Source organism: Vibrio metschnikovii CIP 69.14 (genome assembly GCF_000176155.1).
Taxonomy (GTDB): domain Bacteria; phylum Pseudomonadota; class Gammaproteobacteria; order Enterobacterales; family Vibrionaceae; genus Vibrio; species Vibrio metschnikovii.
The window spans coordinates 210,728-236,458 of the sequence record NZ_ACZO01000005.1 but is presented as its reverse complement, the minus strand read 5'-3'; the positions used below and the strand labels follow the sequence as shown (position 1 = coordinate 236,458).

Below are 25,731 nucleotides of genomic sequence, written 5' to 3'. Positions count from 1 at the left end.
GCTGACATCAAAGTGTCACATTTTAATGTCAATGCTAATTCAATAGGTTGCTATACTGAAAAAGACCAGCAGGTTGCCAAACGATACTAAACTGGTATCACCTTACGTCGGCGTAAGGTTTGTTGGCATACGATATGCTTGTTCAAACAGAGAGTATCCATACCAGTTTGCCTTCTATCCGCAGTGATCGACAACCTGGCGACAGCGTAGAATCGATCGTAAGCACGAGAATGCAGACCTTCATTATACCCGCTATCACATAGCAAGGAGACGCTTATGGGCGATACTGACCGGAAACTGTTTGTCCTAGACACCAACATACTATTGCATGAACCGCTTGCAATTTATTCCTTCCAAGAACATGACGTCGTCATCCCGATGACCGTCCTCGAAGAACTCGACAGAATTAAAGACAGCAAACGCGATGTGGCCCGAGACGCACGAGTCGCCATTCGTGCCTTGGAAAACATTTTCCACGATGCAACACCGGATGAGATTTCTGAAGGTATCCCCTTAAAAAATTCAGGTGGCAATAAAGGAACCATTGCCATTTTGGCCGATTACGAAGTGCATGAAACGGTTAAAGCGTTTACCGACAAAGAGGGAGACAACCGGATCTTGAATGCCGTGTTGCACCTACAAAACAAGCGCGCACCGCGCTCGGTGGTATTAATCACCAAAGACATCAACATGCGTTTACGTGCGAAGGGAGCGGGAGTACGCTTTGTTGAAGATTACCGAACTGACCAATTAATTGACGATGTACAATACCTAACAAAAGGCTTTCAGACCCGTCCCGGTAATTTTTGGGATAATGTCGATAGTGTGGACAGTTATACTTTGGGAGGCAAAACCTTCCATAAATTGGATCGCAAACCTTTCGAGCCCACCTACATTAATCAATATGTATTGGATGAAGAAAGCGACTTCACCGCTCGAGTCGAAACCCTCAGCGATGACTCAATAACCCTACGTGATCTTGGACGTGAGCGGCTCATGCACCGTAAAGTCTGGGATATTATGCCAAAAAACATTTATCAAGCCATGGCATTAGATGCCTTGCTCGATCCTGAGATTGATTTAGTCATTCTCACCGGCGCGGCCGGTAGTGGTAAAACGTTGCTGGCCATGGCGGCCGCCTTAGACCAAACCATCGAACGCAAAATGTTCGATAAAATCATTGTTACTCGCAATACACCCGATATTGGTGAGTCGATTGGCTTTTTACCGGGTAGTGAAGAAGAGAAAATGATGCCTTGGTTAGCCGCTATCACCGATACTTTAGAAGCGCTGCACAAGCACGATCACTGTACCGAGGGCTCGCTCAAATACATCTGTGATAAAGCGAATATTCAATTTAAATCCATCAACTTTATGCGTGGTCGCTCAATACAAAATGCCTTTGTCTTATTGGATGAGTGCCAAAACTTAACCGCATCACAAATTAAAACCATCATTACTCGCTGTGGGGAAGGAACCAAAATTGTCTGTTCCGGTAACTTGGCACAAATTGATTCCCACTATCTCACGCCTGTCACCTCCGGGCTCACCTACATGGTTGAGCGGTTCAAAAACTTCGAAGGCAGTGCCAACATTCACCTCAATGGTGTCGTTCGTAGCCGCTTAGCTGAATTTGCGGAAGAAAACTTATAACCCAATGCGGTGAGTTATTTCACATGACTCACCGCTAATAAAAAAATAATTATTCACTTTTATAGCATTTATATGTTTAACTGGTCCTATTCTTTTTTATGGTTAAGGACTCCCCATGGCTTTTAATTTGCGTCAGCGTAATTTTCTAAAATTACTTGATTTCACTCCCCAAGAAATTCAATTTTTATTGAGTCTAGCGGCGGACTTAAAGCGAGCCAAATACGCAGGCACCGAGCAAAAAACCTTGCTGGGTAAAAATATTGCGCTTATTTTTGAGAAAGCCTCCACACGTACCCGCTGCGCTTTTGAAGTTGCTGCCTTTGATCAAGGCGCTCAAGTCACCTATATTGGCCCTTCCGGATCGCAAATTGGCCATAAAGAATCAATGAAAGATACGGCACGAGTATTGGGCCGTATGTACGATGGCATACAATATCGCGGTTATGGTCAATCGATCGTCGAAGAACTTGGCCAATATGCTGGGGTTCCAGTATGGAATGGCCTCACTGATGAGTTCCATCCAACGCAAATTCTGGCTGATTTCCTAACCATGCAAGAGTTTTCTCATGGTAAAGCTCTAGATCAAATCCGCTTTGCTTATCTTGGTGATGCGCGCAATAACATGGGTAATTCGCTCATGGTCGGCGCGGCAAAAATGGGCATGGATATTCGCTTAGTCGCTCCTAAAGCTTTCTGGCCAGATCGTCAATTAGTCGATACTTGTCAAAGTATTGCTCAACAAACAGGGGCAAGTATTACCTTGACCGAAGATGTGGCAGAGGGCGTCAAAGGCTGCGATTTCCTCTACACCGATGTTTGGGTCTCAATGGGAGAAGAACCCGAAGCATGGGACGAACGTGTGGCGATCATGACGCCTTATCAAGTTAATATGGCGGCGATTCACGCCACGGGTAATCCTCGCGTTAAATTTATGCACTGCTTACCTGCCTTTCATAACGATCAAACCATCATCGGTAAACAAGTGGCTGAAAAATATGGTATGCAAGGCTTAGAGGTTACTGAAGAAGTGTTTGAGTCCGAACACGCGATCGTGTTTGATCAAGCGGAAAACCGACTCCATACCATCAAAGCCGTGATGGTCGCCACCTTAGGTGGATAACTATGCATTTAATGGTTAATAAGTAAACGAAAAACTCACTAAGCAAACGCTTGCCTTGAGAAAAGTTAGGCGTATAATGCCCAACAATTTGTCTAAGGGGTGGCTTGTGAACAGAAACGATATCAACCATGTTTCTATGCTTCATTGCGGTGAGCAATTTTGCTTACTAGTCAATGCGTTGCTACCCTTTATTGATAATAAATAGCCTCCCAGATCGGGGGGCTTTTTTATGGCCGAAACACCAAGCAAGGGAAGAAATTATGACCAATTCGCTTTACCAAAAGCACATCATCTCCATTTCTGAGCTATCACGAGCAGAACTGGAATTGATTGTCCGCACCGCAGGTCAATTAAAAGCCGAACCGAAACCGACTCTGATTAAAGATAAGGTTATTGCCAGCTGTTTTTTCGAACCCTCAACTCGAACGCGACTCTCTTTTGAAACGGCAGTACAACGTATCGGTGGCAGCGTGATTGGTTTTGACAACGGTGGCAATACGTCACTGGCTAAAAAAGGCGAAACCTTAGCCGATTCGGTTCAGGTAATTGCCTCTTACGTCGATGCGTTTGTTATGCGTCATCCTCAAGAGGGAGCCGCTCGTCTTGCTTCTGAATTTTCCAATGGCATACCGGTGATCAATGCTGGTGATGGTTCTAACCAACATCCGACACAAACCCTGCTCGATTTATTCTCAATTTTTGAAACCCAAGGCCGTTTAAATAACTTAAATATCGCCTTTGTCGGGGATTTGAAATATGGCCGTACCGTCCACTCTTTAACTCAAGCATTGGCGAAATTTGACAATAATCGCTTCTTCTTTGTCGCACCAGAAGCTCTGGCGATGCCTGATTATATTTGTGAAGAGCTCGATGATGCAGGGCTGCAGTACAGCTTACATAGCGATATGGAAAGCGTGATCCCTGAACTCGACATTTTATACATGACACGAGTCCAAAAAGAACGTTTCGATGAATCAGAATATGCGCATATTAAATCCGCCTTCGTGTTAACGGCAGCGATGCTGCAAGACGCTCGTTCAAACATGAAAGTCCTCCATCCACTGCCACGAGTTGATGAAATCACAACGGATGTCGATAAAACCTCGCACGCCTACTTCTTTCAACAAGCCGAGAATGGGGTCTATGCCCGTGAAGCACTGCTTGCCCTTGTGTTAAATGAGTCACTGTAATGGAGCCGAACATGAATAAAGAGACTAAACTGCAAGTTGAAGCGATTAAAAACGGGACGGTTATTGATCACATCCCAGCCAAGGTTGGGATCAAAGTCTTGCGTTTATTTGATATGCACAACTCTCACCAACGCGTCACCATTGGCCTCAACCTACCCTCATCAGCACTCGGCCATAAAGATCTCCTGAAGATAGAGAATGTCTTTATCAACGAAGATCAAGCCAATAAACTCGCACTCTATGCCCCCCATGCTACGGTTAACCAAATAGAAGATTATCAAGTCGTTAAAAAATTAGCCTTAACGCTGCCAGAAAAGATCAATAACGTCTTTGCTTGCCCAAACAGCAACTGTATCTCACACAATGAACCCGTTGAGAGTAGCTTCCGCATTTTTGAGAAAACCAATGAAATTCGTCTTAAGTGTAAATACTGTGAGAAAGTCTTCTCACGCGAAGTAGTAACCGAACGCGAAGCCTAAACAGAGTTCATCCGTACTAACGACGTAACATCCATAAACGGAGTGCGAACCACTAAGGTTCTGCCGATTGCCTCTTTACCTCTACTGGGTTTAGAGGCACACTAAAAACTCATTTTTAATCAAGATTATGGAATAACTCGCATGACTAAAGTTCTGCATACCGAATCGGCTCCAGCGGCAATCGGTCCTTATATTCAGGGGATTGATTTAGGTAACATGGTTCTGACTTCAGGCCAAATCCCTGTAAACCCAGTGACAGGAGAAGTCCCTGCTGATATCGCTGCTCAAGCAAAACAATCTTTAGATAACGTTAAAGCGGTGGTTGAATCGGCGGGATTAACGGTAGGCGATATCGTTAAAATGACCGTCTTCGTCAAAGATCTCAACGATTTCGCTACCGTGAATCAGGTTTATGGCCAGTTTTTTGATGATCACAACGTCGCCAATTACCCTGCACGTTCTTGCGTTGAAGTTGCACGTTTACCGAAAGATGTTGGGATTGAAATTGAAGCGATCGCTGTTCGTCGATAAGCGCTCTCGCGATAAAAAAGGTTGCTTGATAAGCAACCTTTTTTCTTTTCTCTGATGTATTAGCGCAATTTTAATAGCTCAGTGATTCTATAAAAGGCAATTATCCACGAGCTGGTTGAGCATCTAATCGCGCCACTTCGGCATCAAGTTCAGCCAATTTGATTTGCATATCATGGTGACACTGCTTAGATAATTCACGGACTTGTTCTCGAGTTAACCCTTCCGTACTAACGGGCGGCAGCATTTCGACAATCACATGACCATTATTCCAACGATTTAAACGTAAATGATTGGTAGAACTACAGACGATCGGAATAATCGGCACTTTCGCACCTATCGCAGCATGAAAAGCACCCGCTTTAAAAGGCAGTAACCCCCGGCCACGGGAACGCGTTCCTTCAGGGAACATCCAGACCGAAACGTCACTGTTATTCATACTATCCACCACTTGATCAATCGTGCCTTTGGCTTTGGCCTTATTGCTGCGATCAATCAAAATATTGCCGGTTAGCCAATACAACTGACCAAACAACGGCGTCCATAATAGGCTTTTTTTGCCTACCGTGACCACTTTGGGCGTCACCGCCGCAGAGACTGTAAAAAGATCCCAAGTATTTTGATGGTTAGCAATATAAATCGCCTGACCACGATGATAAGCATCCTCAGGAATACGCAGCTCTAAAGTAATACCAAATACCCGAGACATTTTGGCAAACAGACGGCCAAAGGTGAAAACGTGTTTTGGATTGCGCGGACTGAGCAAACAATAGCCACATCCAAAAACAAACATCACAACAGCAAATAGAGCTAATGCCAAAAGACGCAAGACAGCAATCATGCAGATTCTCCAATGGAGCTTAAATAAAAAAGCCGAAATCCTAAAATTTCGGCTCATTAACCCTTGAGCCCGTTAGTTTGGCTCACTGACACGTTCGATATGAGCCCCTAACGCCGACAATTTATCTTCGATGCGCTCATAGCCACGATCGATATGATAAATCCGATCAACGATGGTTTCACCTTTCGCAATACAACCCGCGATCACTAAGCTCGCAGAAGCTCGTAGATCCGTTGCCATCACTTGAGCTCCACTCAATGATTCGACATCACCACAAATCACCGTATTCCCCTCAACTTCGGCTTTGGCTCCCATACGCATCAATTCAGGTACGTGCATAAAACGGTTTTCAAAGATGGTTTCGGTAATTTTACCGCCACCTTTGGCCATCATATTCAGGAGAGTAAATTGGGCTTGCATATCAGTAGGAAAACCAGGATGGGGAGCGGTGCGAATTGACACAGCTTTCAGCTCTCGCCCAGTCATGTCCAAACTTATCCAATCATCGCCAGTTTCAATTTCTGCGCCAGCTTCTTCCAATTTAGCAAGTACCGCTTCCAGTAAACTGGCTTTGGTATTACGACAGATTATCTTGCCATGAGATACCGCAGCAGCAACTAAAAAGGTGCCCGTTTCAATGCGATCAGCAACCACAGCATGACGACCACCACCAAGACGTTCAACACCCTCGATAGTGATACTGTCTGTACCTGCACCGGTAATTTTAGCGCCGAGCTTATTTAAAAAGGCGGCAGTATCAACAATTTCCGGCTCGCGAGCCGCGTTATCTAATACCGTTTTACCTTCTGCCAATGTCGCGGCACACATGATGGTAATCGTGGCACCAACACTGACTTTATCCATGACAATATGAGCACCTTGTAAGCGCCCATCAACGCTCGCTTTAACATAACCGTCTTCTAACGTAATCGTCGCACCCAATTGCTCGAGGCCATGAATATGCAGATCGACGGGACGTGCACCAATTGCACAACCGCCCGGTAGCGAAACTTGACCTTGACCAAAGCGAGCAACCAGTGGGCCTAACGCCCAAATTGAGGCACGCATGGTTTTCACCAGATCGTATGGCGCGCAATATTGGTTAATTTGGCTCGCATCAACATGAACCGAGCCATTACGCTCCACTTTTGCGCCTAAGCGTTTGAGCAGTTCCATCGTAGTGTTAATGTCACGTAAGTGAGGAACGTTAGCGACTTCAATCGGTTCTTCAGCCAAAATCGACGCAAATAAAATAGGCAGTGCAGCATTTTTTGCACCGGAAATGGTCACTTCACCTTGCAGCGGCTTATCTGACCCAATAACTCGAAATTTTTCCATTAAAAAACCTTACAGCGACATCAACTTTTTATTGCGAGCCCACTCTTGTGGGGTGAACGTTTTGATTGATACCGCGTGAATATCATTACGCTGAATGTACGCCATTAATGGAGCATAAATCAGTTGCTGTTTCTTCACTCGACTCATCGTCTCGAAGCTCGCATCAATCGCGATCACCTCATAATGGCTACCCTCACCTTTGACATGTAGCTCTTCAAGGTTGAGCGCTTGTTGTAATAATTGTTGTACTTGTGTGCTATCCACAATTCACCCCTGCTAATGGTTGAATATGTTGAGCCATCATCGCTTCGATGTTGCTCAACTGAAATAATGTGCGCAGTTGTTGTGGCACAAAACTCAGCATTATATGACAGTTTTGTGTTTTTGCATGCTCTATTAAGTGAATGAGCATTACCATCCCCGCAGAATCGATACGTTGTACCTCTGCTAAAGAAATCTCGCATTGCAAAGCCGTCGGTTGCCAAGTTTGTAAATGACGCCACAAGTTAGGAACGGTTTCTCTATCCAGCGCGCCTTTTAATAAGGCGTGTTCAGGATTGGTCATTTGCCATTGCTCACTCATTGTGACTCACTCTCAAAACGGATCGGTTGCTCTGATAAGCGTTGCAACTCTTTCGCGACCGCTAAGATCCCGTCTTGACGGATTTTACCGCTCCACTCAGATTGCTTACTTGATAACAAACTGATCCCTTCTGCAATCATATCAAATCCTTTCCATTCTCCATTTCTCTCCTGACGCAGACGAAATTCAATTTTCACATTCGGTCTTGGTGGGTCGATCAGTTCCACCTGTACGCCAGTGATCCGTCGCCCTTCTGGGACTGGAACTTCGGGAGCAAACTCAACACGCTGATCGTTATATTGGGTTAAGGCTTGTGCATAGCTTGTCACCATATAAGCGCGAAACGCCGTAATGAACTGGCCAACCTCTTCACGATTGGCCCCTTGTAAATGTGTACCGAGTAGTTTCAAAGCTGCATACTGCTCATTGATGTAAGGCATCAGCTCTTCTTCAACAATGACTTTAAGATACTCTGGATTGTCGTGAATCTTAGGTTGTTCCGCTTTTAAACGAGCAAATGACTTTTCTGCCACTTGTTTCATCATCTGATAAGGCTGCGTTTTATCAATCACTTCGGCTTGAATTGCCAATGAAAAAAACAGGCCTAGAACTAAAACCCAATACCGTTTCAACATGATTTACTCCTGTTTTTTACTGTCTGAATTGCCCACGCTATACAGCACTTGGCCGATTAAATCTTCCAATACCAGCGCTGATTTGGTGTCTTCAATATGGTCACCATCTTTGAGCATTTGCTCATCATCAAAGACAAATCCGGGCACTAAACCTATGTATTGCTCACCAATTAATCCTGAAGTGAGTATTTTCACACTGGAGTTTTCAGAAAACTGATCATATTGGCTATCGATAGCCATGGTCACAACAGGCAATAAACGATGACGATCCAACTGAATATCCGATACACGCCCCACCACTACGCCACCCACTTTGACTGGTGAGCGAACTTTCAAGTTACCGATATTATCGAACTCAGCGGTTAGTGAGTAAGTATCGTTTGAACCTAACCCTTTCACGTCAGCTACGTGAAAAATCATAATAAGAATTGCGCAAATTCCTGCTAGCACAAAACTCCCTACCCAAAATTCTACTTTTCGTGTTTGCTGCATGTTTAATTCCCAAACATCAATGCGGTCAGAACAAAATCCAGTGCTAACACCGCCAAAGACGAGTGTACCACGGTGCGTGTTGTCGCTCGGCTAATCCCTTCTGAAGTAGGAATAGCGTCATAACCGTTAAACAGCGCGATCCAAGTTACCGTGATCGCAAAGACCACACATTTGATCACGCTATTACCAATATCTCTACCTAATTCAACCGACGATTGCATTACCGACCAAAAACTACCTTGATCAATACCTTTCCAATCAACGCCGACTAAATGTCCCCCCCAAATGCCCACCGCCATAAAGATCATCGCCAGTAAAGGCATCGAAATCAGTCCAGCCCACAGACGTGGAGCAATGATTCGCTTAAGCGGATCCACGGCCATCATTTCTAAACTGGAAATTTGTTCGGTAGCTTTCATTAAGCCAATTTCTGCCGTCAACGCCGAACCGGCTCGTCCCGCGAACAGCAATGCCGTGACAACAGGGCCAAGCTCACGCAACAACGACAAAGCCACCATTTGCCCTAAGCTGGTTTCAGCCCCAAAATCAACTAGGATCACATAACCTTGCAGGCTGAGAACCATACCAATGAACAGGCCAGAGACGATAATAATCGCCAGAGACTGTACGCCCACGCTGTACAACTGTTTCATCAGCAGAGGTAAATGTTGGATCGGTCTTGGTCTTCCCACCAGAGCCCCAAACAGCATCAAGCTCGCTCGCCCAAAAGATTCGCCAACGCCTAAACAGCGCCGACCAAAGCGACTGATTGCTTGCTCCCAATTATTGGCCATCAAACAAGTCCTTCTCTATCGACTGCGCAGGAAAACGAAAAGGGACAGGCCCATCCGCTTCACCACGTAAAAATTGTTGCACGCGTGGATCTGGGTTATTTTCCAGTTCCTGCGGCGTACCAAAAGCAATCACCTTCCCATCCGCCAATAAATAAACCCAATCAGCAATACTCATGACCTCGGGCACATCATGAGATACCACCACCGACGTTAAACCTAATGCTTGATTTAAGTTACGGATCAGCTCAACCAGAACCCCCATAGTGATAGGATCTTGGCCAACAAACGGTTCATCGTACATGATCAGTTCCGGATCGAGCGCGATGGCTCGCGCTAAGGCGGCTCGACGAGCCATACCACCAGACAGCTCACTTGGCATTAAATGGGCAGCACCACGCAAACCCACCGCTTCAAGCTTAAGAAGGACCAGTGTTTTTATCAACGCCTCGTTTAATTTCGTATGTTCGCGGAGTGGAAAGGCGACATTATCAAACACATTAAGATCGGTAAATAGAGCACCCGATTGGAAAAGCATGCTCATTTTTTTACGAGCTTGATAAAGCTGTTTACGTGATAAATGGGGAATATTATCGCCATCAAACCAAATGTCACCGGCTTCAGGCAGGAGTTGACCACCAATCAAACGCAATAAGGTCGTCTTGCCTATTCCAGAAGGACCCATAATGGCGGTGATTTTCCCTTTCGGTACCTGCAAACTCACCTGATCAAAGATGAGACGATTGGCTCGGGAAAAGGTTAACTTATTGATGGTCACTAGATCAGTTTCGGACATACTCTCGATTCGCTGTTGTGGTTTTCCATCCAGATAATGCGCAATCATAAGCAGATTAGGCTTAAATTAAAAGCGCTGTTCAATTAGTCATTCGATAAGCCCTCTCTCTGGCCAATGATATTTTCCTCTAATAACCTTACATCACTGACGATAAGAACAGTGATGAAAACGTCATCGAACCTTTCACTATCCGGAAAAATCGGTAACAAAGTGTAAGCAAAGCGTCCGATTTCTCTCAATTAAGCGCAATCACGCATGAAAACCCTTGATAAAAATGCCACAATAAATGTTATCTTCGACTTCCCTTTTAGTGACCAACACGTCAAAATTAGCGGTTACTCATTCATTTTTTATTGAGATTAGGAATCGCCATGCTCGAAGCCTCTGGATTACTGATTGTCGGCCTGATTCTACTGGTTTGGAGTGCCGATAAACTGGTTTTCGGCGCTGCCGCCATCGCACGTAACGTCGGCATTTCTCCCTTAGTTATCGGGATGACTATTTTAGCGATGGGTTCATCAGCGCCTGAAATGATGGTTTCAGCTACCGCCGCTTTAGATGGCAAAACGGATACCGCGGTCGGTAACGTACTCGGTTCGAACATCGCCAATATTGCGTTGATCCTCGGCATCACGGCATTAATCAAACCATTATCGATCAGTTCAATGGTCTTGCGTCGCGAATTACCACTGATGGTTGGCGTGACGTTATTATCCGGTCTTCTGCTCTGGAATAGCTATTTAGGCTTTTATGAAGGTATTCTGCTGTTTGTTCTCTTTGCGGTGTTTATCTTAGCGATGTTACAGATTAGCCGTAAAGAGCAGCAAAATGGTGATGCCTTATTGGCTGAATGTGAATCAGAGATTCCAACAGACGTTAGTAATAAAAAAGCCATCATCTGGGTCGTTATTGGTCTAATACTACTGCCTTTTGCAGCCAGTATGCTCGTTGATAACTCGGTGATTATTGCTAAGTATTTTGGTATGAGTGATTTAGTTATTGGACTAACGATCATTGCCGTTGGCACCAGCTTACCAGAACTTGCCGCCTCGCTGGCTGGAGTATTAAAAGGTGAAGATGATATGGCCGTCGGCAATATCATCGGCTCGAATGTGTTTAATATTCTTGCCGTGATGGGTATTCCTGGGATTTTAAACCCATCGATACTGAGCGATAGCATCATGGGCCGTGACTTTTGGGTCATGTTAGCGGTCTCATTATTACTAGTGATCATGGCCCTTGGTAAATCACGCAGTATTAACCGTCTCGAGGGTGCTGTACTGTTTATCATATTCATTGCCTATCAAGGGTATTTATTGATGAATATGGCTGCTTAATGTAGGGAATGGGAATGTCTGAAAACTTTGATTACCGCCGTGTTGCTCAGCAAGTGCTGGCCACTGAAATTGCCGGATTACAACAATTAGAACAGTACTTTAATGCTGATTTTACTCAAGCGTGTGAAATGATTATCGCGAATAAACAGGGTAAAGTCGCCGTAATGGGGATCGGTAAATCTGGGCATATTGGTAAAAAAATTGCCGCGACCTTAGCCAGTACAGGCACTTCGGCTTTTTTCGTACACCCAGGCGAAGCCTCGCATGGCGATCTTGGTATGATAGAACGCGGTGATATTGTGCTTGCCATTTCTAACTCTGGTGAATCTTCTGAGATTCTAGCGCTATTTCCGGTATTAAAACGGCTCAATAATCGCATCATCAGTATGACTGGTAACCCCCGTTCAACCATGGCGAACTTGGCCGATATCCACTTACAAATCACCGTTCCTGAAGAAGCCTGCCCGCTAGGGTTAGCACCGACATCAAGCACCACAGCCACGTTAGTCATGGGCGATGCATTAGCAGTTGCACTTCTGCAAGCACGGGGGTTTACCGCTGAAGATTTTGCGTTATCACATCCTGGGGGCGCCCTTGGCCGTAAATTACTGCTTAAGCTATCGGATATCATGCACCAAGGAGAAGCGCTGCCTAAAGTTTCGCCTAATGCACTGATCAGAGAAGCACTACTAGAAATCAGTCAAAAAGGCTTAGGCATGACCGCCGTCGTCAGCGACGATGACCGCTTAGTGGGGATTTTCACTGATGGCGATCTGCGCCGAATTCTCGATAAACGAGTGGATATTCATAGCGCGACTATCGAGCAAGTCATGACGCAAAACCCAACCGTTGCTTCCCCCCACCTACTCGCGGTAGAAGGACTAAACTTAATGCAAGAGAAACGCATTAATGGCTTAATGCTGGTCGATAACCATAAGTTGGTTGGCGCTTTAAATATGCACGACCTACTCAAAGCAGGAGTGATGTGATGACTCAACCAATCACCACTTTATATGGCCAAGTGGATGCCAACGTATTCGCCATCGCTAAGCAGATCCAACTGCTGATTTGTGATGTTGACGGTGTGTTCTCTGACGGGTTGGTCTACATGGGTAACCAGGGGGAAGAGCTAAAAACCTTCCATACCCGCGATGGCTATGGCGTAAAGTCTCTAATGAAGGCGGGAATTCAGATTGCGATCATTACAGGTCGTCAGTCAAAAATAGTCGAAAATCGCATGAAAGCGTTAGGTATTTCACTGGTTTACCAAGGCCAAGATGATAAGCTCAGTGCTTATCACGATATTTGTCAAAAGCTGGCCATTACCCCAGAACACACCGCTTATATTGGCGATGATCTGATCGATTGGCCCGTCATGGACAAGGTCGCACTCAAAGTATGTGTCGCTGATGGACACCCTTTGCTGGTTCAAAAAGCCAATTATGTCACTCATATTAAAGGGGGACATGGGGCGGTACGTGAAGTCTGTGATCTTATTTTACAAGCTCGAGATCAACTGGAAACCTATCAAGGTCTGAGCATATGAGCTTGACTCGTATCCTTTATCTTTGTTTATTTTTTGTTGCTGCTTGGTCGGGGTATTATCTGCTGGATAAAGATCAATCGACGGCGATTCAAGTTACCCCAAATTTTGAGCTGCCGATGTTCAGCGGCAAACATCTCAACAACGTCACCTACAATCAACAAGGTGTACGGAATTATGAGATTATCTCACAACACTTAGATTTTTATGCGGAAAGTGGCAACACGACGTTTGAGTATCCCGTCCTTAAAGTGTATCGAGATGGAACAACCCAAGAGTGGCAATTAACGGCAAAACGCGGAATTCTCACTAAACAGCAAGTGTTGATCCTTTATGATGACGTTGTGGCCCATAATTTATTGGCGGATTCTGGCTTTGAACGACTCACAACCAGTAAATTTAGCATTCAACTCGATAATCGTGACTTTTGGTCTGATAGCCAAGTCACATTGATCGGGCCACAGTTTGAAACTCACGGGCAGGCGATGAAGGGTAATTTGTCTGACCATTCGGCGGTTCTCTATAACCATGTACAAGGTAGATATGAAACTTTCACACCTTAGTCTTTTGGCTTGTTTATTTGCTTCGGCACCGACATTGGCTCTGTCTACTGATACCCAACAGCCCATTCATATCAACTCAGATAGCCTGCAGTTGGATATGAAGAACAACCGAGTGACCTATATTTCTAATGTTAAACTTGTTCAGGGCAGTATTAATATCAATGCTGAACGACTGGTCGTGATTCGTAATCCGGAAAACGGCAAAATCGAACAAATTGAAGGTTATGGCAATCCTGCTACCTTTTCCCAGTTGACCGATGAGGGAAAAACCTTGCACGGTCAAGCAAAGCAGCTGTATTACAAAATGGCTGACGACGAACTGCTGATGATTGGTCAAGCGATGTTAGCTCAAGATGACAGCGAGATCCGGGGTCAGCAAATTCGCTATCAGATCTCATCACAAAAACTGATTGCTGATGGACAGGGATCGGAACGCGTCTCTACCATTCTTCAACCTCAAGCCGTGCAGCAAGATTAATTATGTCGATACTCAAAGCAGAACATTTAGCCAAAAGCTATAAAAAACGTAAAGTTGTCTCCGATGTGAGCCTACAAGTTGAATCTGGGCAGATCGTCGGTTTACTTGGCCCCAATGGTGCCGGTAAAACCACCTCATTCTATATGATTGTTGGCTTGGTCGCGCGCGATGAAGGCTCAATCATGATCGACGATAAAGACATTAGCATTTTGCCGATGCACAGCCGATCACGACTAGGCATTGGTTATCTACCGCAAGAAGCCTCGATTTTTCGCAAATTATCGGTCGAGGATAACATCATGGCGGTCTTACAAACGCGTGAAGAAATGACCCATGAAGAGCGACAAGATAAACTTGAAGATCTTCTCGAAGAGTTTCATATTCAACATATTCGTCACAGTGCGGGCATGGCACTGTCAGGTGGTGAACGCCGCCGAGTAGAAATTGCCCGCGCATTGGCTGCCAATCCGAAATTTATCTTACTCGATGAGCCATTTGCTGGCGTCGATCCTATTTCAGTCATTGATATTAAGAAAATCATTGAGCACTTGCGCGATCGTGGACTGGGTGTGCTGATCACCGACCATAACGTACGAGAAACCCTCGACGTGTGTGAAAAAGCGTATATTGTCAGTCAAGGACGTTTGATTGCCGAAGGCACTCCACACGAAGTCCTGAATAATGAACAAGTAAAACAGGTTTATCTTGGTGAACAATTCCGTCTATGATTACAGTACGACTACTTATCAATGATCAGTAGGATAGGCATCAACGTCGCAGGATAAACATCAAGTAAGGCATCACCTAGACAAGGTAGTTAATACTGAATGAAACCTTCATTACAGCTCAAGCTTGGTCAACAGTTAGCCATGACTCCCCAGTTGCAGCAAGCCATCCGTTTGCTGCAACTTTCTACCTTGGATCTACAACAAGAGATTCAAGAAGCCTTGATCTCTAACCCGCTATTGGATGTTGAAGAGACCATTGAAGAGTTCTCGGCTAACGACAACTCTGCGCGCAATGAAGACCCAGCTCCGAGTGCAGAGGCGAGCGAACCAGAAGACAGTTCACAATTAATCGAAAAATCAGAAATCAGTGCCGAACTAGAAATGGACGCCACTTGGGATGATGTCTACAGCGCTAACAGTGGCAGTACGGGGTTAGCCTTCGACGATGACTTACCGGTTTATCAAGGAGAGACCACCGAAACGCTACAAGATTATTTATTGTGGCAACTCGATCTGACCCCCTTTAGTGATACCGATCGTACCATCGCCCGAGCGTTAATCGACGCGATCGACGATCACGGTTATCTCACCGTCCCCCTAAGTGAGATTTTAGAAAACTTCGCAGAACAAGAGATCGAACTGGATGAAGTCGAAGCGGTTCGAAAACGTATCCAACAGTTTGATCCCCTTGGCGTCGCGTCGATCAATCTGCAAGATTGTTTATTACTGCAATTGGCAACCTATCCAAGTGAGACACCTTGGTTAAGCGAAGCCAAACTGCTACTCACTGATTACATCGACCTGTTGGGTAACCGTGACTTTAAATTGATTGTTAAAGAGAGCAAACTCAAAGAAGAGGCCTTACGTGACGCGCTACAACTGATTCAACAGTTAGATCCTCGTCCAGGTAATCGAATCTCTCAAGAACAAGCGGAATATGTCGTTCCCGATGTCTCGGTTTATAAAGACCGAGGTAAATGGCAAGTCAGCATTAATCCTGATAGTGTCCCGAAATTAAAGATCAATCAGCAATACGCTAGTCTTGCCCGCGGTAATAATCCCGACAGCAACTACATTCGGTCGAATTTGCAAGAGGCAAAGTGGTTAATTAAGAGCCTAGAAAGCCGAAACGAGACCTTGCTCAAAGTTGCCAAGTGCATAGTTGAACATCAACGTGATTTCTTCGAATATGGCGAAGAAGCCATGAAACCGATGGTGTTAAATGACGTGGCACAGATCGTGGAAATGCATGAATCAACCATTTCTCGAGTGACGACCCAGAAATACATGCACACCCCACGGGGTATTTTTGAATTAAAGTACTTTTTCTCGAGTCATGTCAGTACCGATAATGGCGGAGAGTGTTCATCGACTGCGATTCGCGCCCTGATTAAAAAATTGGTGGCGGCAGAAAACCCAGCGAAGCCATTAAGTGATAGTAAAATCGCAGCCCTACTCGCTGATCAAGGGATTCAGGTAGCAAGACGGACAATTGCGAAATACCGTGAATCTTTGGCCATTGCGCCCTCGAGTCAGCGGAAACGCCTGTTATAAGGCCCAACAGAGAAGGAATGTCTATGCAAATCAATATCCAAGGCCACCACATTGATCTTACCGATGCAATGCAAGACTATGTTCATTCGAAGTTTCAAAAGCTTGAGCGCTTTTTCGAGCATATCAATACCACTCAAGTGATTTTACGGGTTGAAAAACTTCGCCAGATCGCCGAAGCTACGCTCCACGTAAACCAGGGAGAAATCCACGCGACGGCAGACGATGAAAATATGTACGCCGCGATCGACAGTTTAGTGGATAAACTCTCTCGTCAACTCAACAAGCATAAAGAAAAGCTAAGTAGCCATTAACATGCAATTAAGCGAAGTACTCTCATTGGACTGCACCAAAAGTGCAGTCCAATGTTCTAGCAAGAAACGAGCATTAGAAATCATCAGTGAAATCGCCGCTCAACATACCGGCCAAAATGCCACTGAGCTGTTTGAATGCATGCTCAGTCGTGAAAAAATGGGCAGTACTGGCATCGGTAATGGTATTGCGATTCCCCATGCCCGAATGACTGACAGTGAAAAGGCGGTCGCCGTATTGATTCAGTGTGCTGAACCGATTGAGTTTGATGCCATTGATAACCGACCGGTTGATCTTTTGTTTGCTTTACTGGTTCCAGAAGAGCAGTGTAAAGAGCACTTGAAAACCTTATCTTGCATGGCCGAACGCCTCAACGACAAGCAAATTCTTAAGCAGCTCAGACACGCCGAAAGCGACCAAGAGCTATACGATATTATGCTCAATCAACCTCAATAGGTCTTGTGATGCGTTTAATTGTAGTGAGTGGTCAATCTGGCGCGGGGAAAAGTGTCGCCTTACGAGTCCTTGAAGACTTAGGTTACTATTGTGTCGATAATCTGCCCGTTAGCTTATTAGATGCCTTCATACAATCGGTGCAAGACAGCAAGCAAAATGTCGCGGTGAGTATTGATATCCGTAACTTACCGAAAGAACCGAGTTTGGTGGAAGATGTTTTAGACCAACTCAAAAAAAATAATGACGTCAGTGTGCTCTTTCTGGATGCCAGCAAAGAGACACTGCTCAAACGCTACAGTGAAACACGCCGCATTCACCCCTTATCATTACAAGATGATAAACCGACCTTAGCTCAAGCCATCGAGCGGGAACAGTGTCTATTAGCACCATTAAAAGAGCAGGCGGATCTGTTACTAGACAGCAGCAATCAATCTTTGCATGAGCTGAGCGAAACTGTACGTATGCGAGTCGAAGGGCGTGAACGGCGTGATTTAGTGATGGTCTTCCAATCCTTTGGCTTTAAATATGGTATACCAAGCGACGCGGATTACGTGTTTGATGTGCGTTTTTTGCCCAACCCTCATTGGGAGCCGGATTTACGCCCTCTCACTGGACTTGATGCGCCCATCAAATCGTTTCTTGAAAGTCACAGCGACGTCCTTGAATTAAAACTGCATATTCAACGTTTTTTTGAATATTGGTTACCGCTGCTGGAAAAAAACAATCGCAGTTATTTAACCATTGCGATTGGCTGTACAGGGGGCAAACATCGCTCGGTGTATCTCACTCAACAACTCGGTGAGTACTTCGCCCAACTGGGTCATCAAGTCCAGATACGCCATCATTCATTAGAGAAACACCAAGGATAATCCCTTATGGCACACGAGCATCGTACGGTCTTTATTCAAAATAAACTGGGGCTACATGCGCGTGCTGCGGTGAAGCTAGTCGAGCTCGCTCAATCTTTTCAAGCGGTAATTACCATTAAAGGCGAAGATGATAAGCAAGCCACCGCCGACAGTGTGATGGGCTTGCTGATGCTCGAATCGGCCCAAGGACAGAGAATCTCGATTTGTGCTGATGGCGACGATGCCAGCACGGCTCTGGATGCGGTATGCCAACTGATTGAAAGTAAATTTGATGAGAGCGAATAAACGTTATCGGGTCTTCTTCACCTATCCCTACCGTCGAATGTTAATTCGTTGTTAATCCTATTGACATTGACCGCTCCAATATCTTCAGGTTACTTGATTCGCAAATTAAGTTACTATTCTGTCTATTGTCAAAAACTTAATAACCGTGAGGAGGAAGCATGGCCGAACCGATTGAATTTGACCAAGCCCATAACACCCTCCAAGAAATTACTGAAGCCCTAGAAAATGGCCGCTTTGTTCATGTGCGCAGGCAACTGCAGGACATGGAACCGGAAGATATAGCCCACCTGTTAGAAGCCTCTCCCCGCAAAGCTCGTGATGTTTTGTGGCAATTGACCGACCCTGAAGATTACGGCGAGATCCTTGAAGAGCTCAACGAAGACGTCAAAGATGCGTTAGTCTCGAAGATGGCTCCAGAGATGCTCATCGAAGCAACCGAAGGGATGCACAGTGACGATTTAGCTTATGTACTGCGTAGCTTACCGGATGACGTCTCTCGTGAAGTATTGGCACAAATGGATGCCGCCGAGCGTCAACGTGTCGAAACAGCGATGTCTTATCCAGAAGATACCGCTGGCGGTCTAATGAATACTGACGTCATCACTATTCGTGGTGACGTTGATGTTGATGTTGTACTGCGTTATTTACGGATGAAAGGCCAACTGCCCTATGCCACAGACTCACTGTACGTCATTGACGAAGAGAGCAAACTGATTGGTTACCTACCTTTAGCCACCCTCATCACGACTCAGCCTGACATTCAAGTCAGTGAAGTGATGGAAGATGCCGATGAAGCGATTAAGGTCGATGCTAAAGACTCGGATGTCGCTAGTCTGTTTGAGCGACGTAACTGGGTCTCTGCTCCGGTGGTCGATGAGCACCAACACTTAGTGGGTCGAATTACCATCGATGATGTGGTCGATGTGATTCGTGAAGATGCCGAGCACTCAATGATGAGCATGGCGGGCATGAATGACGATGAAGATACCTTTGCCCCCGTGTTAAAATCGACTCGTAAGCGCAGTATTTGGCTAGGTGCCAACGTCTTAGCGGCACTGACTGCCGCTTCGGTGTCGAATATGTTTGAAGCGACATTAGAGCAAATGGCTGCCATTGCGGTATTAATGACCATTGTACCCTCTATGGGGGGGGTAGCTGGTAATCAAACCGTAGCGTTGGTGATCCGTGGATTGGCTCTTGGCCACATTGGTGATAGTAATAAACGCGAACTGTTGCTTAAAGAGGCCGCGATCGGTTTTTTTAATGGCATATTATGGGCGCTGATCATTGGTGCGATCGTCGTGTTATGGAAAGGAGAATGGCTGTTGGGTGGGATTATTTCTGCCGCCATGATGGCCAACCTATTCATTGCGGGCGTCGCGGGTGTGACGATTCCTATCCTACTCAAAAAAATGAATATCGATCCCGCATTAGCTGGTGGTATGGCATTAACCACCGTGACCGACGTGGTCGGTTTATCGGTTTTCTTGGGTTTAGCGACACTACTGATTTAGCGACATCGTTTTAATGTCGGATGACTCAAAGCGCTGATGGTATTCAGCGCTTTGGGGCCTAGCTGTTAGCGTTATTCACCGGCAACTTTCATTGATTCGATCAACATCGAACCCGTTTGAATTTGTGAACGAGTTTCGACATCAGTCCCGACCGCCAGCAATTGCTGAAACATGGTTTTTAAGTTACCAGCAATGGTTACACCAGATACAGGATACTGAATTTGGCCATCTTCTACCCAAAATCCTGCTGCGCCGCGAGAATAATCTCCAGTCACCGTATTCACACCTTGCCCCATCACCTCAGTAACCAACAAACCACGGCCCATTGTTTTGAGTAATTGAGCAAAATCTTGCCCAGTAGAAGCAATAAACCAGTTATGGATCCCACCAGCATGCCCTGTTGGCTGCATGTTCATCTTCCGTGCGGCGTAACTGGTTAATAAGTACGTTGCTAGAACACCATCAGTGATGATCTCTCGGTCAATCGTCGCCACCCCTTCACTATCGAAAGGGGTCGAAGCGAGGCCGCGCAATAAGTGTGGACGCTCATTAATCGTGAACCAACTGGGCAGAATTTGCTGACCTAAATGATCCAACAAAAAAGAGGATTTACGATACAGACTGCCACCACTGATCGCCGTCACTAAGTGGCCCATTAAGCCAGTCGCGACATCGGCAGCAAACATCACCGGATATTGACCCGTTTTCAGTTGGCGAGCATCCAAACGTTGGATGGTTTTCTCTGCCGCTTGTTGACCAACACGCTGGGGTGTCCATAAGTCATCCCGATGACGTGCCACCGTATAGCTGTAGTCTCGCTCCATCTCGCCATTTTTGCCTTCACCGATGACGCTACAACTGATGCTGTGACGACTCGAAGCATAACTGGCTAATAAACCGTGGCTATTACCATAAACTTTGACGCCGTAATGACTGTCGTAGCTCGCGCCATCGCTTTGTTTGATTTTACTGCTGTAGTTGAGAGCTTCACGCTCGGCCGCAATCGCGATAGAAGCGGCCCGGTCTGGATTTGGCTCATCAGGGTGAAACAGGTCTAAATCAGGGATCTGTTTGACCATTAACGCTTTGGGCGCAGGGCCAGCATACGGATCTTCCGAGGTAAAGTGAGCAATATCTAAAGCCGCTAATACGGTCTGATGAATGGCTTTCTCACTCAAATCAGAGGTTGATGCACTGCCTTTACGTTGACCTCGATAGACGGTAATCCCCAAGGCACCATCGCTATTAAATTCAACATTTTCCACTTCACACATATGAGTGGAAACACTTAACCCGGTACTTTTGCTGATTGCCACTTCGGCGGCATCCGCTTGAGCAGAGGCCATATCGAGTGCTTTAGCTACCGCCGCTTCAAGTTCGGCACGTTGGATCATCACTTGCTGTCTAATATCCATCTCTCATCCACAACTAATTGAGCTTTTATCGTCTTAGGATAACAAGAATTTCGCTTTCTCCCCACGATTCTTGCTAAAATAGCAGAGATAAATAACTAATTAGTGAAGACTATGGCGCGTAAAAACCAGAAAGCCCCTTGGGAAGAGGAAGAAGAGATCATCTTAGTCAGTAAGACTGAGCTGAAAAATGACATGATTGTCTTACAAAAACTCGGTGAAGAATTGGTGGAGTTAAAACCATCTGCCTTGCAAAAAGTCCCGCTATCTGAAGAGTTAGCCGAAGCGGTGAAAGATGCACAACGCTTTAAAAACGAGGCACGTCGCCGTCAATTACAGTACATTGGCAAAATGATGCGTCACGTTGATCCGGAGCCAATTCAAATCGCTTTGGATAAATTACGCAATAAACACGCTCAAACTACCGCTATCTTGCATAAGATAGAGCAATGGCGAGATAAAATTGTTGAACAAGGTGATAGCGCGATTGAAGCTTTGATGGAGCACTATCCTGAAGCCGATAGACAGCGTTTACGCCAATTGGCTCGTCAAGCCAGTAAAGAGAAACAAGGTCAAAAGCCGCCCAAAGCGGCGCGAGAAATTTATCAAATGATCAAAACCCTTTATGGGCAAGATAGCTAAACTTCTCCGCCGTTGGAATAAAACCGTTCGCCTTCAATAACCTCAACTCACCGGGGAATTGAGGGCAAAGCGGAGCAAGGTTAACGATCAGATCAACCAGTCATCGTGACCATTAGCTACGATGACTTCCTGCGCGGACAAACTCGCTAAATAATGGGTGAGCGTTGCGCTCGTGCAACTGCTCAATCTCGCCGGTCACCTGTACTTGACCTTGAGCTAAAAACGCAAAGTGACTAGCAATGGTTTGAGTATCGTTAAGATGATGCGTGACCATCAATACCGTCACTGAGCGCGCTTTAGCTAATGATTTAACCAATTCCAACATTTCTTCACGTAATAACGGGTCAAGAGCCGAGAAAGGTTCATCCAACAACCAAATAGGATGGGCTTGTACAAAACATCGCGCCAAGGCTACCCGTTGTTTTTGGCCCCCGGAGAGTTGCTCAGGCAAACGCGTCAGTAACGCTTCAAGCCCCACTTGCCGTGCCGCCTCAACCACTTGTTGTCGCTGGCTATCGGTTAATTTAAGGCTTGGATTTAGCCCGAGTGCAATATTTTCCCAGACGGTGAGATGATGAAATAAATTGTGGTCTTGAAACAGCATTGCAAAAGGTCGCTGATGGGGTGGTTGACCGAGCACAGAATGCCCCTCAACCTCAACCTGACCACTTTGAGGGTCGATAAAACCAGCAATTAAACTGAGCAACGTTGACTTACCTGCCCCACTGGGTCCCATCAACGCCATGATACTGCCTTGCTTGATCGTTAAATCAAACATGAAACTCTCATCTTGATATTGATAAGTAAGCTTTGCAATATTTAGCATGATTTACTCTCTCTGTTTAATCTGCAATAGCCGTTCAACGCCGTAATAAAGACCCACGCTAAAGACCAATAAAGCTAATGACACTACCGCGGCAGCCTGCATCTGATAGCTACCCATGAGTTGGTATAAGTACAGCGGGAGGGTGCGAAACTGCTGACTACCAAATAGCGCTACCGCACTCAAGTCACCCATTGAGACTAAAAAACTAATGATGAAAGCGTGGGCAAACGGCTTTTTTAGCGCTCGCCACTCAATCAGTCGCAAACGCTGCCAACCGCTTAAACCAAGGCTGGCACACAGTAAATGATATTGCTGGGCCAGATGCAGCATCGGTTGCGATAAGGTTTTAATCACATAAGGCAGAGCCATGACACTATTGACGACGACCACCAACCAATAAGCCATGCTAAAGATATCTATCGCCTGACGCAGTAACAAAAATAACCCAGTACTGATCACCAAGCCAGGCGTAACCAGAATAATGGTGCCCACCCATTCGATACTATTGGCTTTTATGGACTGTTGATTGATTCGCCAATGACGACTCGTTATGACAATCGAACATCCTGCGAGTAACGCTATCGCACCGGTAACACTGGCCACTTGAAAAGAGGCAGCGGTGGCAAACCAAAATTCCTGACTACTCAACACTTGCCAGAGGTAGCTATTTAAACCACTTAAGACCACCATTAGTAACGGAGGAATGACTAATAAGATCACCACACCAATCCACATTCCATCCCACAATTGTTTTAATCGAGTGTCCCCCCCCCAAACTTGGACAGGATAATCCCCTCCTTGAGTTGCAGGTAAACAACGAGTAAACCATTGCATCGAAAAATATAAGCATCCACAGAGTAACATTTGCCAAATGGCTAATAACGCCCCCGTCGCTAAATCAAAATCAAACTTAATCGCTTGATAAATTGCCAGCTCAATGGTTGTCGCTTTCGGTCCTCCGCCTAATGCCATAACCGTAGCAAAGCTGGTAAAACAGAGCATAAATACTAGACTAGCGACATGAGGTAATTGTTGGCGCAGTCTTGGCCACTCAACCCATTTAAATTTTTGCCAACTGCTCATGCCTAAATGGGCGCATAACTTGTGCTGCTCAAGTGGAATCGCGACCAAACTTTGCAATAACAATCGACTTGCATAGGGCAAATTAAAAAATACATGGGCCAATAAAATTCCGTTTAAACCATAAATCGAAAAAGGCAGGCGGATTTGCCAGTAGCCAAGTATTTTGGCGACTAATCCTTGATTGCCGTAAATCGCGAGTAAACCAAATACCCCGACTAAAACGGGCAACACCAAGGTCATCGCAAACAGCTTGAGGAGAAGATCTTTACCTTTAAAGCGGCGACGACTTAAGGCGTGAGCGACTGGAATAGCAAAACCCACACTCAGTAACGTAGACAAAAATGCTTGATAGAAACTAAACCAAGTAACATGACGGTAATAAGCGTCATGCCATAATTGACTAATCGCAAAAGAAGGGGGTTGCCACAACAAAGCGGCCAATGCACTAATAACTAGGGCCGCAACCAACGTTGCGACCCCTATACCCAATTTAGGCGTCGTTGATAAGATCATCGATTAAAAAGTCAATGCATGTTGCCACTCACGAATCCAATGGCGACGTTGTGCCGCTACTTCGTTGGCACTAAAGGTCAATGATTGGCTGGGTTGTTGTAATTCAGAGAAGGCGTCAGGCAAAGCCACATTGGTTACAGGATACATCCAGTTGGTGGTTGGGATAGCCGATTGGAAGGCATCACTGACGATAAATTGCATAAATTGAGCCGCTAATGCTTGATTCGGACTACTTTTCACCTTAGCCGCGACTTCAACCTGCATGTAGTGACCTTCAGCAAAGTTAGCCGTGGTATAACGATGGTCATTTTCAGCCATCTTATGATAAGCAGGAGAAGTCGTATAAGAGAGCACCATATCGGCCTCCCCTTTTAAAAACATCGAATAAGCTTCCGACCATCCTTTGGTCACCGTGACGGTTTTTTTCGCTAACTGCTGCCATGCGGTGGCCACTTGATCACCGTAGACCGACTTCATCCATAGTAGCAATCCTTGACCTGGAGTTGAGGTCCGCGGATCTTGATAAATAACAGTCAAGTCATCACGCTGTTCGACAAGTTCCCGCAGACTCTGTGGCGGATGAGTTAAGGTTTGCTGGTTATACACAAACGCAAAATAGCCATAATCGTAAGGGATAAAGGTCTTATCACTCCAACCATTCGGCAGCGTCAGCGCTGATAAATCGACGGAATGAGGAGCCAATAGTCCTGTTTGTTCTGCTTCGGCCATCAAATTATTATCCAGCCCTAACAGGACATCCGCTTTAGTATGGCGACCTTCAAGACGTAAGCGATTTAAAATCGATACGCCGTCATCCAAACCAACTAAGTTCAATTGACAGTTACACTCGGCTTCAAACGCTTTTTGAATCACCGGACCCGGCCCCCAATCAGCGATAAATGAACTATAGGTATACACCGTCAAGGTTGGTTTATCGGTTGTCGTGGGTGGCGCGGCAAGCGCGAGGGAAGAACAGAATAGGCCAGTTAATGCGATGATAGAGTATTGATTTTTCAAGGCTTGCGCTCCATGGTGAGCGGCACAGGCTTGAGAAAGAGTAAGACAGCGTCCATGAGTCTGTGTCGAATCTCCTGCTCAATTCCTACGCCAGTATTATCTGGTTCAGGTGTTTAGTCAGTATCGCTTGACGGTCAAGACGATGACTAATGCGGG

The 25,731-nt window shown here is 45.6% G+C and carries 30 protein-coding genes; 18 read left to right on the top strand and 12 right to left on the bottom strand.

Annotated features, from left to right (window positions below):
• The first annotated feature begins 276 nt into the window (after positions 1–276).
• The 5 genes from VIB_RS03370 (at position 277) to VIB_RS03350 (ending at position 4,973) form a co-directional block, all read left to right on the top strand.
• Positions 277–1,653, top strand: coding sequence for a PhoH family protein (locus VIB_RS03370; RefSeq protein ID WP_004394601.1), 1,377 nt, complete (start codon positions 277–279; stop codon positions 1,651–1,653).
• Between the two features lie 115 nt (positions 1,654–1,768).
• Positions 1,769–2,773 carry an ornithine carbamoyltransferase gene (gene argF, locus VIB_RS03365; protein WP_004394600.1) on the top strand — a complete coding sequence of 335 codons (1,005 nt, stop codon included), beginning with the start codon at positions 1,769–1,771 and terminating at the stop codon, positions 2,771–2,773.
• 260 nt (positions 2,774–3,033) lie between these two features.
• Positions 3,034–3,963: an aspartate carbamoyltransferase gene (pyrB, locus tag VIB_RS03360; protein ID WP_004394599.1), complete on the top strand. Its 930-nt coding sequence runs from the start codon at positions 3,034–3,036 to the stop codon at positions 3,961–3,963.
• An 11-nt stretch (positions 3,964–3,974) separates the two neighbouring features.
• Positions 3,975–4,442 carry an aspartate carbamoyltransferase regulatory subunit gene (gene pyrI, locus VIB_RS03355; RefSeq protein ID WP_040904035.1) on the top strand — a complete coding sequence of 156 codons (468 nt, stop codon included), beginning with the start codon at positions 3,975–3,977 and terminating at the stop codon, positions 4,440–4,442.
• Between the two features lie 141 nt (positions 4,443–4,583).
• On the top strand, positions 4,584–4,973 hold the full coding sequence (locus VIB_RS03350) for a RidA family protein (protein WP_004394597.1): 390 nt from the start codon (positions 4,584–4,586) through the stop codon (positions 4,971–4,973).
• A 100-nt stretch (positions 4,974–5,073) separates the two neighbouring features.
• Here the strand turns inward: VIB_RS03350 and VIB_RS03345 are convergent, their stop codons facing one another.
• The 8 genes from VIB_RS03345 to mlaF all read right to left on the bottom strand — a co-directional run bounded on the left by VIB_RS03345 (position 5,074) and on the right by mlaF (position 10,446).
• Entirely contained in the window at positions 5,074–5,811 is a 738-nt protein-coding gene (locus VIB_RS03345) for a 1-acylglycerol-3-phosphate O-acyltransferase (RefSeq protein WP_004394596.1), read from the bottom strand.
• 72 nt (positions 5,812–5,883) lie between these two features.
• The gene (gene murA / locus VIB_RS03340) at positions 5,884–7,149 is read right to left on the bottom strand and encodes a UDP-N-acetylglucosamine 1-carboxyvinyltransferase (RefSeq protein WP_004394595.1); all 1,266 of its coding nucleotides are present in this window, start codon (positions 7,147–7,149) and stop codon (positions 5,884–5,886) included.
• A 9-nt stretch (positions 7,150–7,158) separates the two neighbouring features.
• On the bottom strand, positions 7,159–7,413 hold the full coding sequence (gene ibaG / locus VIB_RS03335) for a BolA family iron metabolism protein IbaG (protein ID WP_004394594.1): 255 nt from the start codon (positions 7,411–7,413) through the stop codon (positions 7,159–7,161).
• Entirely contained in the window at positions 7,406–7,732 is a 327-nt protein-coding gene (locus VIB_RS03330) for an STAS domain-containing protein (RefSeq protein WP_040904013.1), read from the bottom strand. Before VIB_RS03330 ends, ibaG begins: the two co-directional genes overlap by 8 nt.
• Entirely contained in the window at positions 7,729–8,367 is a 639-nt protein-coding gene (locus VIB_RS03325; protein WP_004394593.1) for an MlaC/ttg2D family ABC transporter substrate-binding protein, read from the bottom strand. Before VIB_RS03325 ends, VIB_RS03330 begins: the two co-directional genes overlap by 4 nt.
• Before the next feature lie 3 nt (positions 8,368–8,370).
• Complete coding sequence (gene mlaD, locus VIB_RS03320) at positions 8,371–8,859, bottom strand: outer membrane lipid asymmetry maintenance protein MlaD (protein ID WP_040904011.1); 489 nt, start codon at positions 8,857–8,859, stop codon at positions 8,371–8,373.
• Positions 8,860–8,861: 2 nt separating this feature from the next.
• Positions 8,862–9,653 (bottom strand): lipid asymmetry maintenance ABC transporter permease subunit MlaE, encoded by a 792-nt coding sequence (gene mlaE / locus VIB_RS03315; RefSeq protein WP_004394591.1) that lies wholly within the window; start codon positions 9,651–9,653, stop codon positions 8,862–8,864.
• Positions 9,643–10,446: a phospholipid ABC transporter ATP-binding protein MlaF gene (gene mlaF / locus VIB_RS03310; RefSeq protein ID WP_040904029.1), complete on the bottom strand. Its 804-nt coding sequence runs from the start codon at positions 10,444–10,446 to the stop codon at positions 9,643–9,645. The genes mlaE and mlaF overlap by 11 nt, the downstream gene beginning before the upstream one ends.
• A 371-nt stretch (positions 10,447–10,817) precedes the next feature.
• Between mlaF and VIB_RS03305 the strand changes: the two genes are divergently transcribed.
• The 12 genes from VIB_RS03305 (at position 10,818) to mgtE (ending at position 20,082) form a co-directional block, all read left to right on the top strand.
• The gene (locus VIB_RS03305) at positions 10,818–11,783 is read left to right on the top strand and encodes a calcium/sodium antiporter (RefSeq protein ID WP_004394589.1); all 966 of its coding nucleotides are present in this window, start codon (positions 10,818–10,820) and stop codon (positions 11,781–11,783) included.
• 14 nt (positions 11,784–11,797) lie between these two features.
• Positions 11,798–12,772: a KpsF/GutQ family sugar-phosphate isomerase gene (locus tag VIB_RS03300; RefSeq protein WP_004394588.1), complete on the top strand. Its 975-nt coding sequence runs from the start codon at positions 11,798–11,800 to the stop codon at positions 12,770–12,772.
• Positions 12,772–13,329 (top strand): 3-deoxy-manno-octulosonate-8-phosphatase KdsC, encoded by a 558-nt coding sequence (gene kdsC / locus VIB_RS03295; RefSeq protein ID WP_004394587.1) that lies wholly within the window; start codon positions 12,772–12,774, stop codon positions 13,327–13,329. Before VIB_RS03300 ends, kdsC begins: the two co-directional genes overlap by 1 nt.
• Positions 13,326–13,889 carry an LPS export ABC transporter periplasmic protein LptC gene (gene lptC / locus VIB_RS03290; RefSeq protein WP_040904008.1) on the top strand — a complete coding sequence of 188 codons (564 nt, stop codon included), beginning with the start codon at positions 13,326–13,328 and terminating at the stop codon, positions 13,887–13,889. Before kdsC ends, lptC begins: the two co-directional genes overlap by 4 nt.
• On the top strand, positions 13,870–14,367 hold the full coding sequence (gene lptA, locus VIB_RS03285) for a lipopolysaccharide transport periplasmic protein LptA (protein ID WP_040904005.1): 498 nt from the start codon (positions 13,870–13,872) through the stop codon (positions 14,365–14,367). Before lptC ends, lptA begins: the two co-directional genes overlap by 20 nt.
• A 2-nt stretch (positions 14,368–14,369) precedes the next feature.
• Positions 14,370–15,095, top strand: a complete 726-nt coding sequence (gene lptB, locus VIB_RS03280; protein WP_004394585.1) for an LPS export ABC transporter ATP-binding protein — start codon at positions 14,370–14,372, stop codon at positions 15,093–15,095.
• A gap of 99 nt (positions 15,096–15,194) precedes the next feature.
• Positions 15,195–16,649: an RNA polymerase factor sigma-54 gene (locus tag VIB_RS03275; RefSeq protein WP_004394584.1), complete on the top strand. Its 1,455-nt coding sequence runs from the start codon at positions 15,195–15,197 to the stop codon at positions 16,647–16,649.
• Positions 16,650–16,672: 23 nt separating this feature from the next.
• Entirely contained in the window at positions 16,673–16,960 is a 288-nt protein-coding gene (hpf, locus tag VIB_RS03270; protein WP_004394583.1) for a ribosome hibernation promoting factor, read from the top strand.
• Position 16,961: 1 nt separating this feature from the next.
• Entirely contained in the window at positions 16,962–17,414 is a 453-nt protein-coding gene (ptsN, locus tag VIB_RS03265; RefSeq protein ID WP_004394582.1) for a PTS IIA-like nitrogen regulatory protein PtsN, read from the top strand.
• Positions 17,415–17,422: 8 nt separating this feature from the next.
• Entirely contained in the window at positions 17,423–18,283 is an 861-nt protein-coding gene (rapZ, locus tag VIB_RS03260; RefSeq protein ID WP_004394581.1) for an RNase adapter RapZ, read from the top strand.
• A gap of 6 nt (positions 18,284–18,289) precedes the next feature.
• Positions 18,290–18,568 carry an HPr family phosphocarrier protein gene (locus tag VIB_RS03255; protein WP_004394580.1) on the top strand — a complete coding sequence of 93 codons (279 nt, stop codon included), beginning with the start codon at positions 18,290–18,292 and terminating at the stop codon, positions 18,566–18,568.
• Positions 18,569–18,726: 158 nt separating this feature from the next.
• Positions 18,727–20,082, top strand: a complete 1,356-nt coding sequence (mgtE, locus tag VIB_RS03250; RefSeq protein WP_004394579.1) for a magnesium transporter — start codon at positions 18,727–18,729, stop codon at positions 20,080–20,082.
• A 71-nt stretch (positions 20,083–20,153) separates the two neighbouring features.
• On the opposite strand, the gene pmbA is transcribed toward mgtE, so the two are convergent.
• Positions 20,154–21,497: a metalloprotease PmbA gene (gene pmbA / locus VIB_RS03245; protein WP_004394578.1), complete on the bottom strand. Its 1,344-nt coding sequence runs from the start codon at positions 21,495–21,497 to the stop codon at positions 20,154–20,156.
• A 111-nt stretch (positions 21,498–21,608) separates the two neighbouring features.
• On the opposite strand from pmbA, the gene yjgA reads away from it, so the two are divergent.
• On the top strand, positions 21,609–22,136 hold the full coding sequence (gene yjgA, locus VIB_RS03240) for a ribosome biogenesis factor YjgA (RefSeq protein ID WP_004394577.1): 528 nt from the start codon (positions 21,609–21,611) through the stop codon (positions 22,134–22,136).
• Between the two features lie 112 nt (positions 22,137–22,248).
• On the opposite strand, the gene thiQ is transcribed toward yjgA, so the two are convergent.
• The 3 genes from thiQ to thiB are packed head-to-tail and all read right to left on the bottom strand — an operon-like array spanning position 22,249 to position 25,575.
• Positions 22,249–22,962: a thiamine ABC transporter ATP-binding protein gene (thiQ, locus tag VIB_RS03235; RefSeq protein WP_004394576.1), complete on the bottom strand. Its 714-nt coding sequence runs from the start codon at positions 22,960–22,962 to the stop codon at positions 22,249–22,251.
• 3 nt (positions 22,963–22,965) lie between these two features.
• Positions 22,966–24,558, bottom strand: coding sequence for a thiamine/thiamine pyrophosphate ABC transporter permease ThiP (gene thiP / locus VIB_RS03230; protein ID WP_004394575.1), 1,593 nt, complete (start codon positions 24,556–24,558; stop codon positions 22,966–22,968).
• A 3-nt stretch (positions 24,559–24,561) separates the two neighbouring features.
• On the bottom strand, positions 24,562–25,575 hold the full coding sequence (gene thiB, locus VIB_RS03225) for a thiamine ABC transporter substrate binding subunit (protein ID WP_004394574.1): 1,014 nt from the start codon (positions 25,573–25,575) through the stop codon (positions 24,562–24,564).
• Between the last annotated feature and the right edge of the window lie 156 nt (positions 25,576–25,731).

Bases quoted from the DNA above. Each gene is read 5' to 3' on its own strand.
- murA (WP_004394595.1), bottom strand. From the start codon at position 7,149: ATGGAAAAATTTCGAGTTATTGGGTCAGATAAGCCGCTGCAAGGTGAA.
- VIB_RS03370 (WP_004394601.1), top strand. From the start codon at position 277: ATGGGCGATACTGACCGGAAACTGTTTGTCCTAGACACCAACATACTA.
- VIB_RS03345 (WP_004394596.1), bottom strand. From the start codon at position 5,811: ATGATTGCTGTCTTGCGTCTTTTGGCATTAGCTCTATTTGCTGTTGTG.
- pyrB (WP_004394599.1), top strand. From the start codon at position 3,034: ATGACCAATTCGCTTTACCAAAAGCACATCATCTCCATTTCTGAGCTA.
- ptsN (WP_004394582.1), top strand. From the start codon at position 16,962: ATGCAATTAAGCGAAGTACTCTCATTGGACTGCACCAAAAGTGCAGTC.
- VIB_RS03300 (WP_004394588.1), top strand. From the start codon at position 11,798: ATGTCTGAAAACTTTGATTACCGCCGTGTTGCTCAGCAAGTGCTGGCC.
- VIB_RS03305 (WP_004394589.1), top strand. From the start codon at position 10,818: ATGCTCGAAGCCTCTGGATTACTGATTGTCGGCCTGATTCTACTGGTT.
- VIB_RS03350 (WP_004394597.1), top strand. From the start codon at position 4,584: ATGACTAAAGTTCTGCATACCGAATCGGCTCCAGCGGCAATCGGTCCT.
- mgtE (WP_004394579.1), top strand. From the start codon at position 18,727: ATGGCCGAACCGATTGAATTTGACCAAGCCCATAACACCCTCCAAGAA.
- thiQ (WP_004394576.1), bottom strand. From the start codon at position 22,962: ATGCTAAATATTGCAAAGCTTACTTATCAATATCAAGATGAGAGTTTC.
- lptB (WP_004394585.1), top strand. From the start codon at position 14,370: ATGTCGATACTCAAAGCAGAACATTTAGCCAAAAGCTATAAAAAACGT.
- hpf (WP_004394583.1), top strand. From the start codon at position 16,673: ATGCAAATCAATATCCAAGGCCACCACATTGATCTTACCGATGCAATG.
- VIB_RS03325 (WP_004394593.1), bottom strand. From the start codon at position 8,367: ATGTTGAAACGGTATTGGGTTTTAGTTCTAGGCCTGTTTTTTTCATTG.
- mlaF (WP_040904029.1), bottom strand. From the start codon at position 10,446: ATGTCCGAAACTGATCTAGTGACCATCAATAAGTTAACCTTTTCCCGA.
- thiP (WP_004394575.1), bottom strand. From the start codon at position 24,558: ATGATCTTATCAACGACGCCTAAATTGGGTATAGGGGTCGCAACGTTG.
- VIB_RS03330 (WP_040904013.1), bottom strand. From the start codon at position 7,732: ATGAGTGAGCAATGGCAAATGACCAATCCTGAACACGCCTTATTAAAA.
- pyrI (WP_040904035.1), top strand. From the start codon at position 3,975: ATGAATAAAGAGACTAAACTGCAAGTTGAAGCGATTAAAAACGGGACG.
- VIB_RS03275 (WP_004394584.1), top strand. From the start codon at position 15,195: ATGAAACCTTCATTACAGCTCAAGCTTGGTCAACAGTTAGCCATGACT.
- VIB_RS03255 (WP_004394580.1), top strand. From the start codon at position 18,290: ATGGCACACGAGCATCGTACGGTCTTTATTCAAAATAAACTGGGGCTA.
- lptA (WP_040904005.1), top strand. From the start codon at position 13,870: ATGAAACTTTCACACCTTAGTCTTTTGGCTTGTTTATTTGCTTCGGCA.
- kdsC (WP_004394587.1), top strand. From the start codon at position 12,772: ATGACTCAACCAATCACCACTTTATATGGCCAAGTGGATGCCAACGTA.
- mlaE (WP_004394591.1), bottom strand. From the start codon at position 9,653: ATGGCCAATAATTGGGAGCAAGCAATCAGTCGCTTTGGTCGGCGCTGT.
- lptC (WP_040904008.1), top strand. From the start codon at position 13,326: ATGAGCTTGACTCGTATCCTTTATCTTTGTTTATTTTTTGTTGCTGCT.
- pmbA (WP_004394578.1), bottom strand. From the start codon at position 21,497: ATGGATATTAGACAGCAAGTGATGATCCAACGTGCCGAACTTGAAGCG.
- argF (WP_004394600.1), top strand. From the start codon at position 1,769: ATGGCTTTTAATTTGCGTCAGCGTAATTTTCTAAAATTACTTGATTTC.
- rapZ (WP_004394581.1), top strand. From the start codon at position 17,423: ATGCGTTTAATTGTAGTGAGTGGTCAATCTGGCGCGGGGAAAAGTGTC.
- yjgA (WP_004394577.1), top strand. From the start codon at position 21,609: ATGGCGCGTAAAAACCAGAAAGCCCCTTGGGAAGAGGAAGAAGAGATC.
- mlaD (WP_040904011.1), bottom strand. From the start codon at position 8,859: ATGCAGCAAACACGAAAAGTAGAATTTTGGGTAGGGAGTTTTGTGCTA.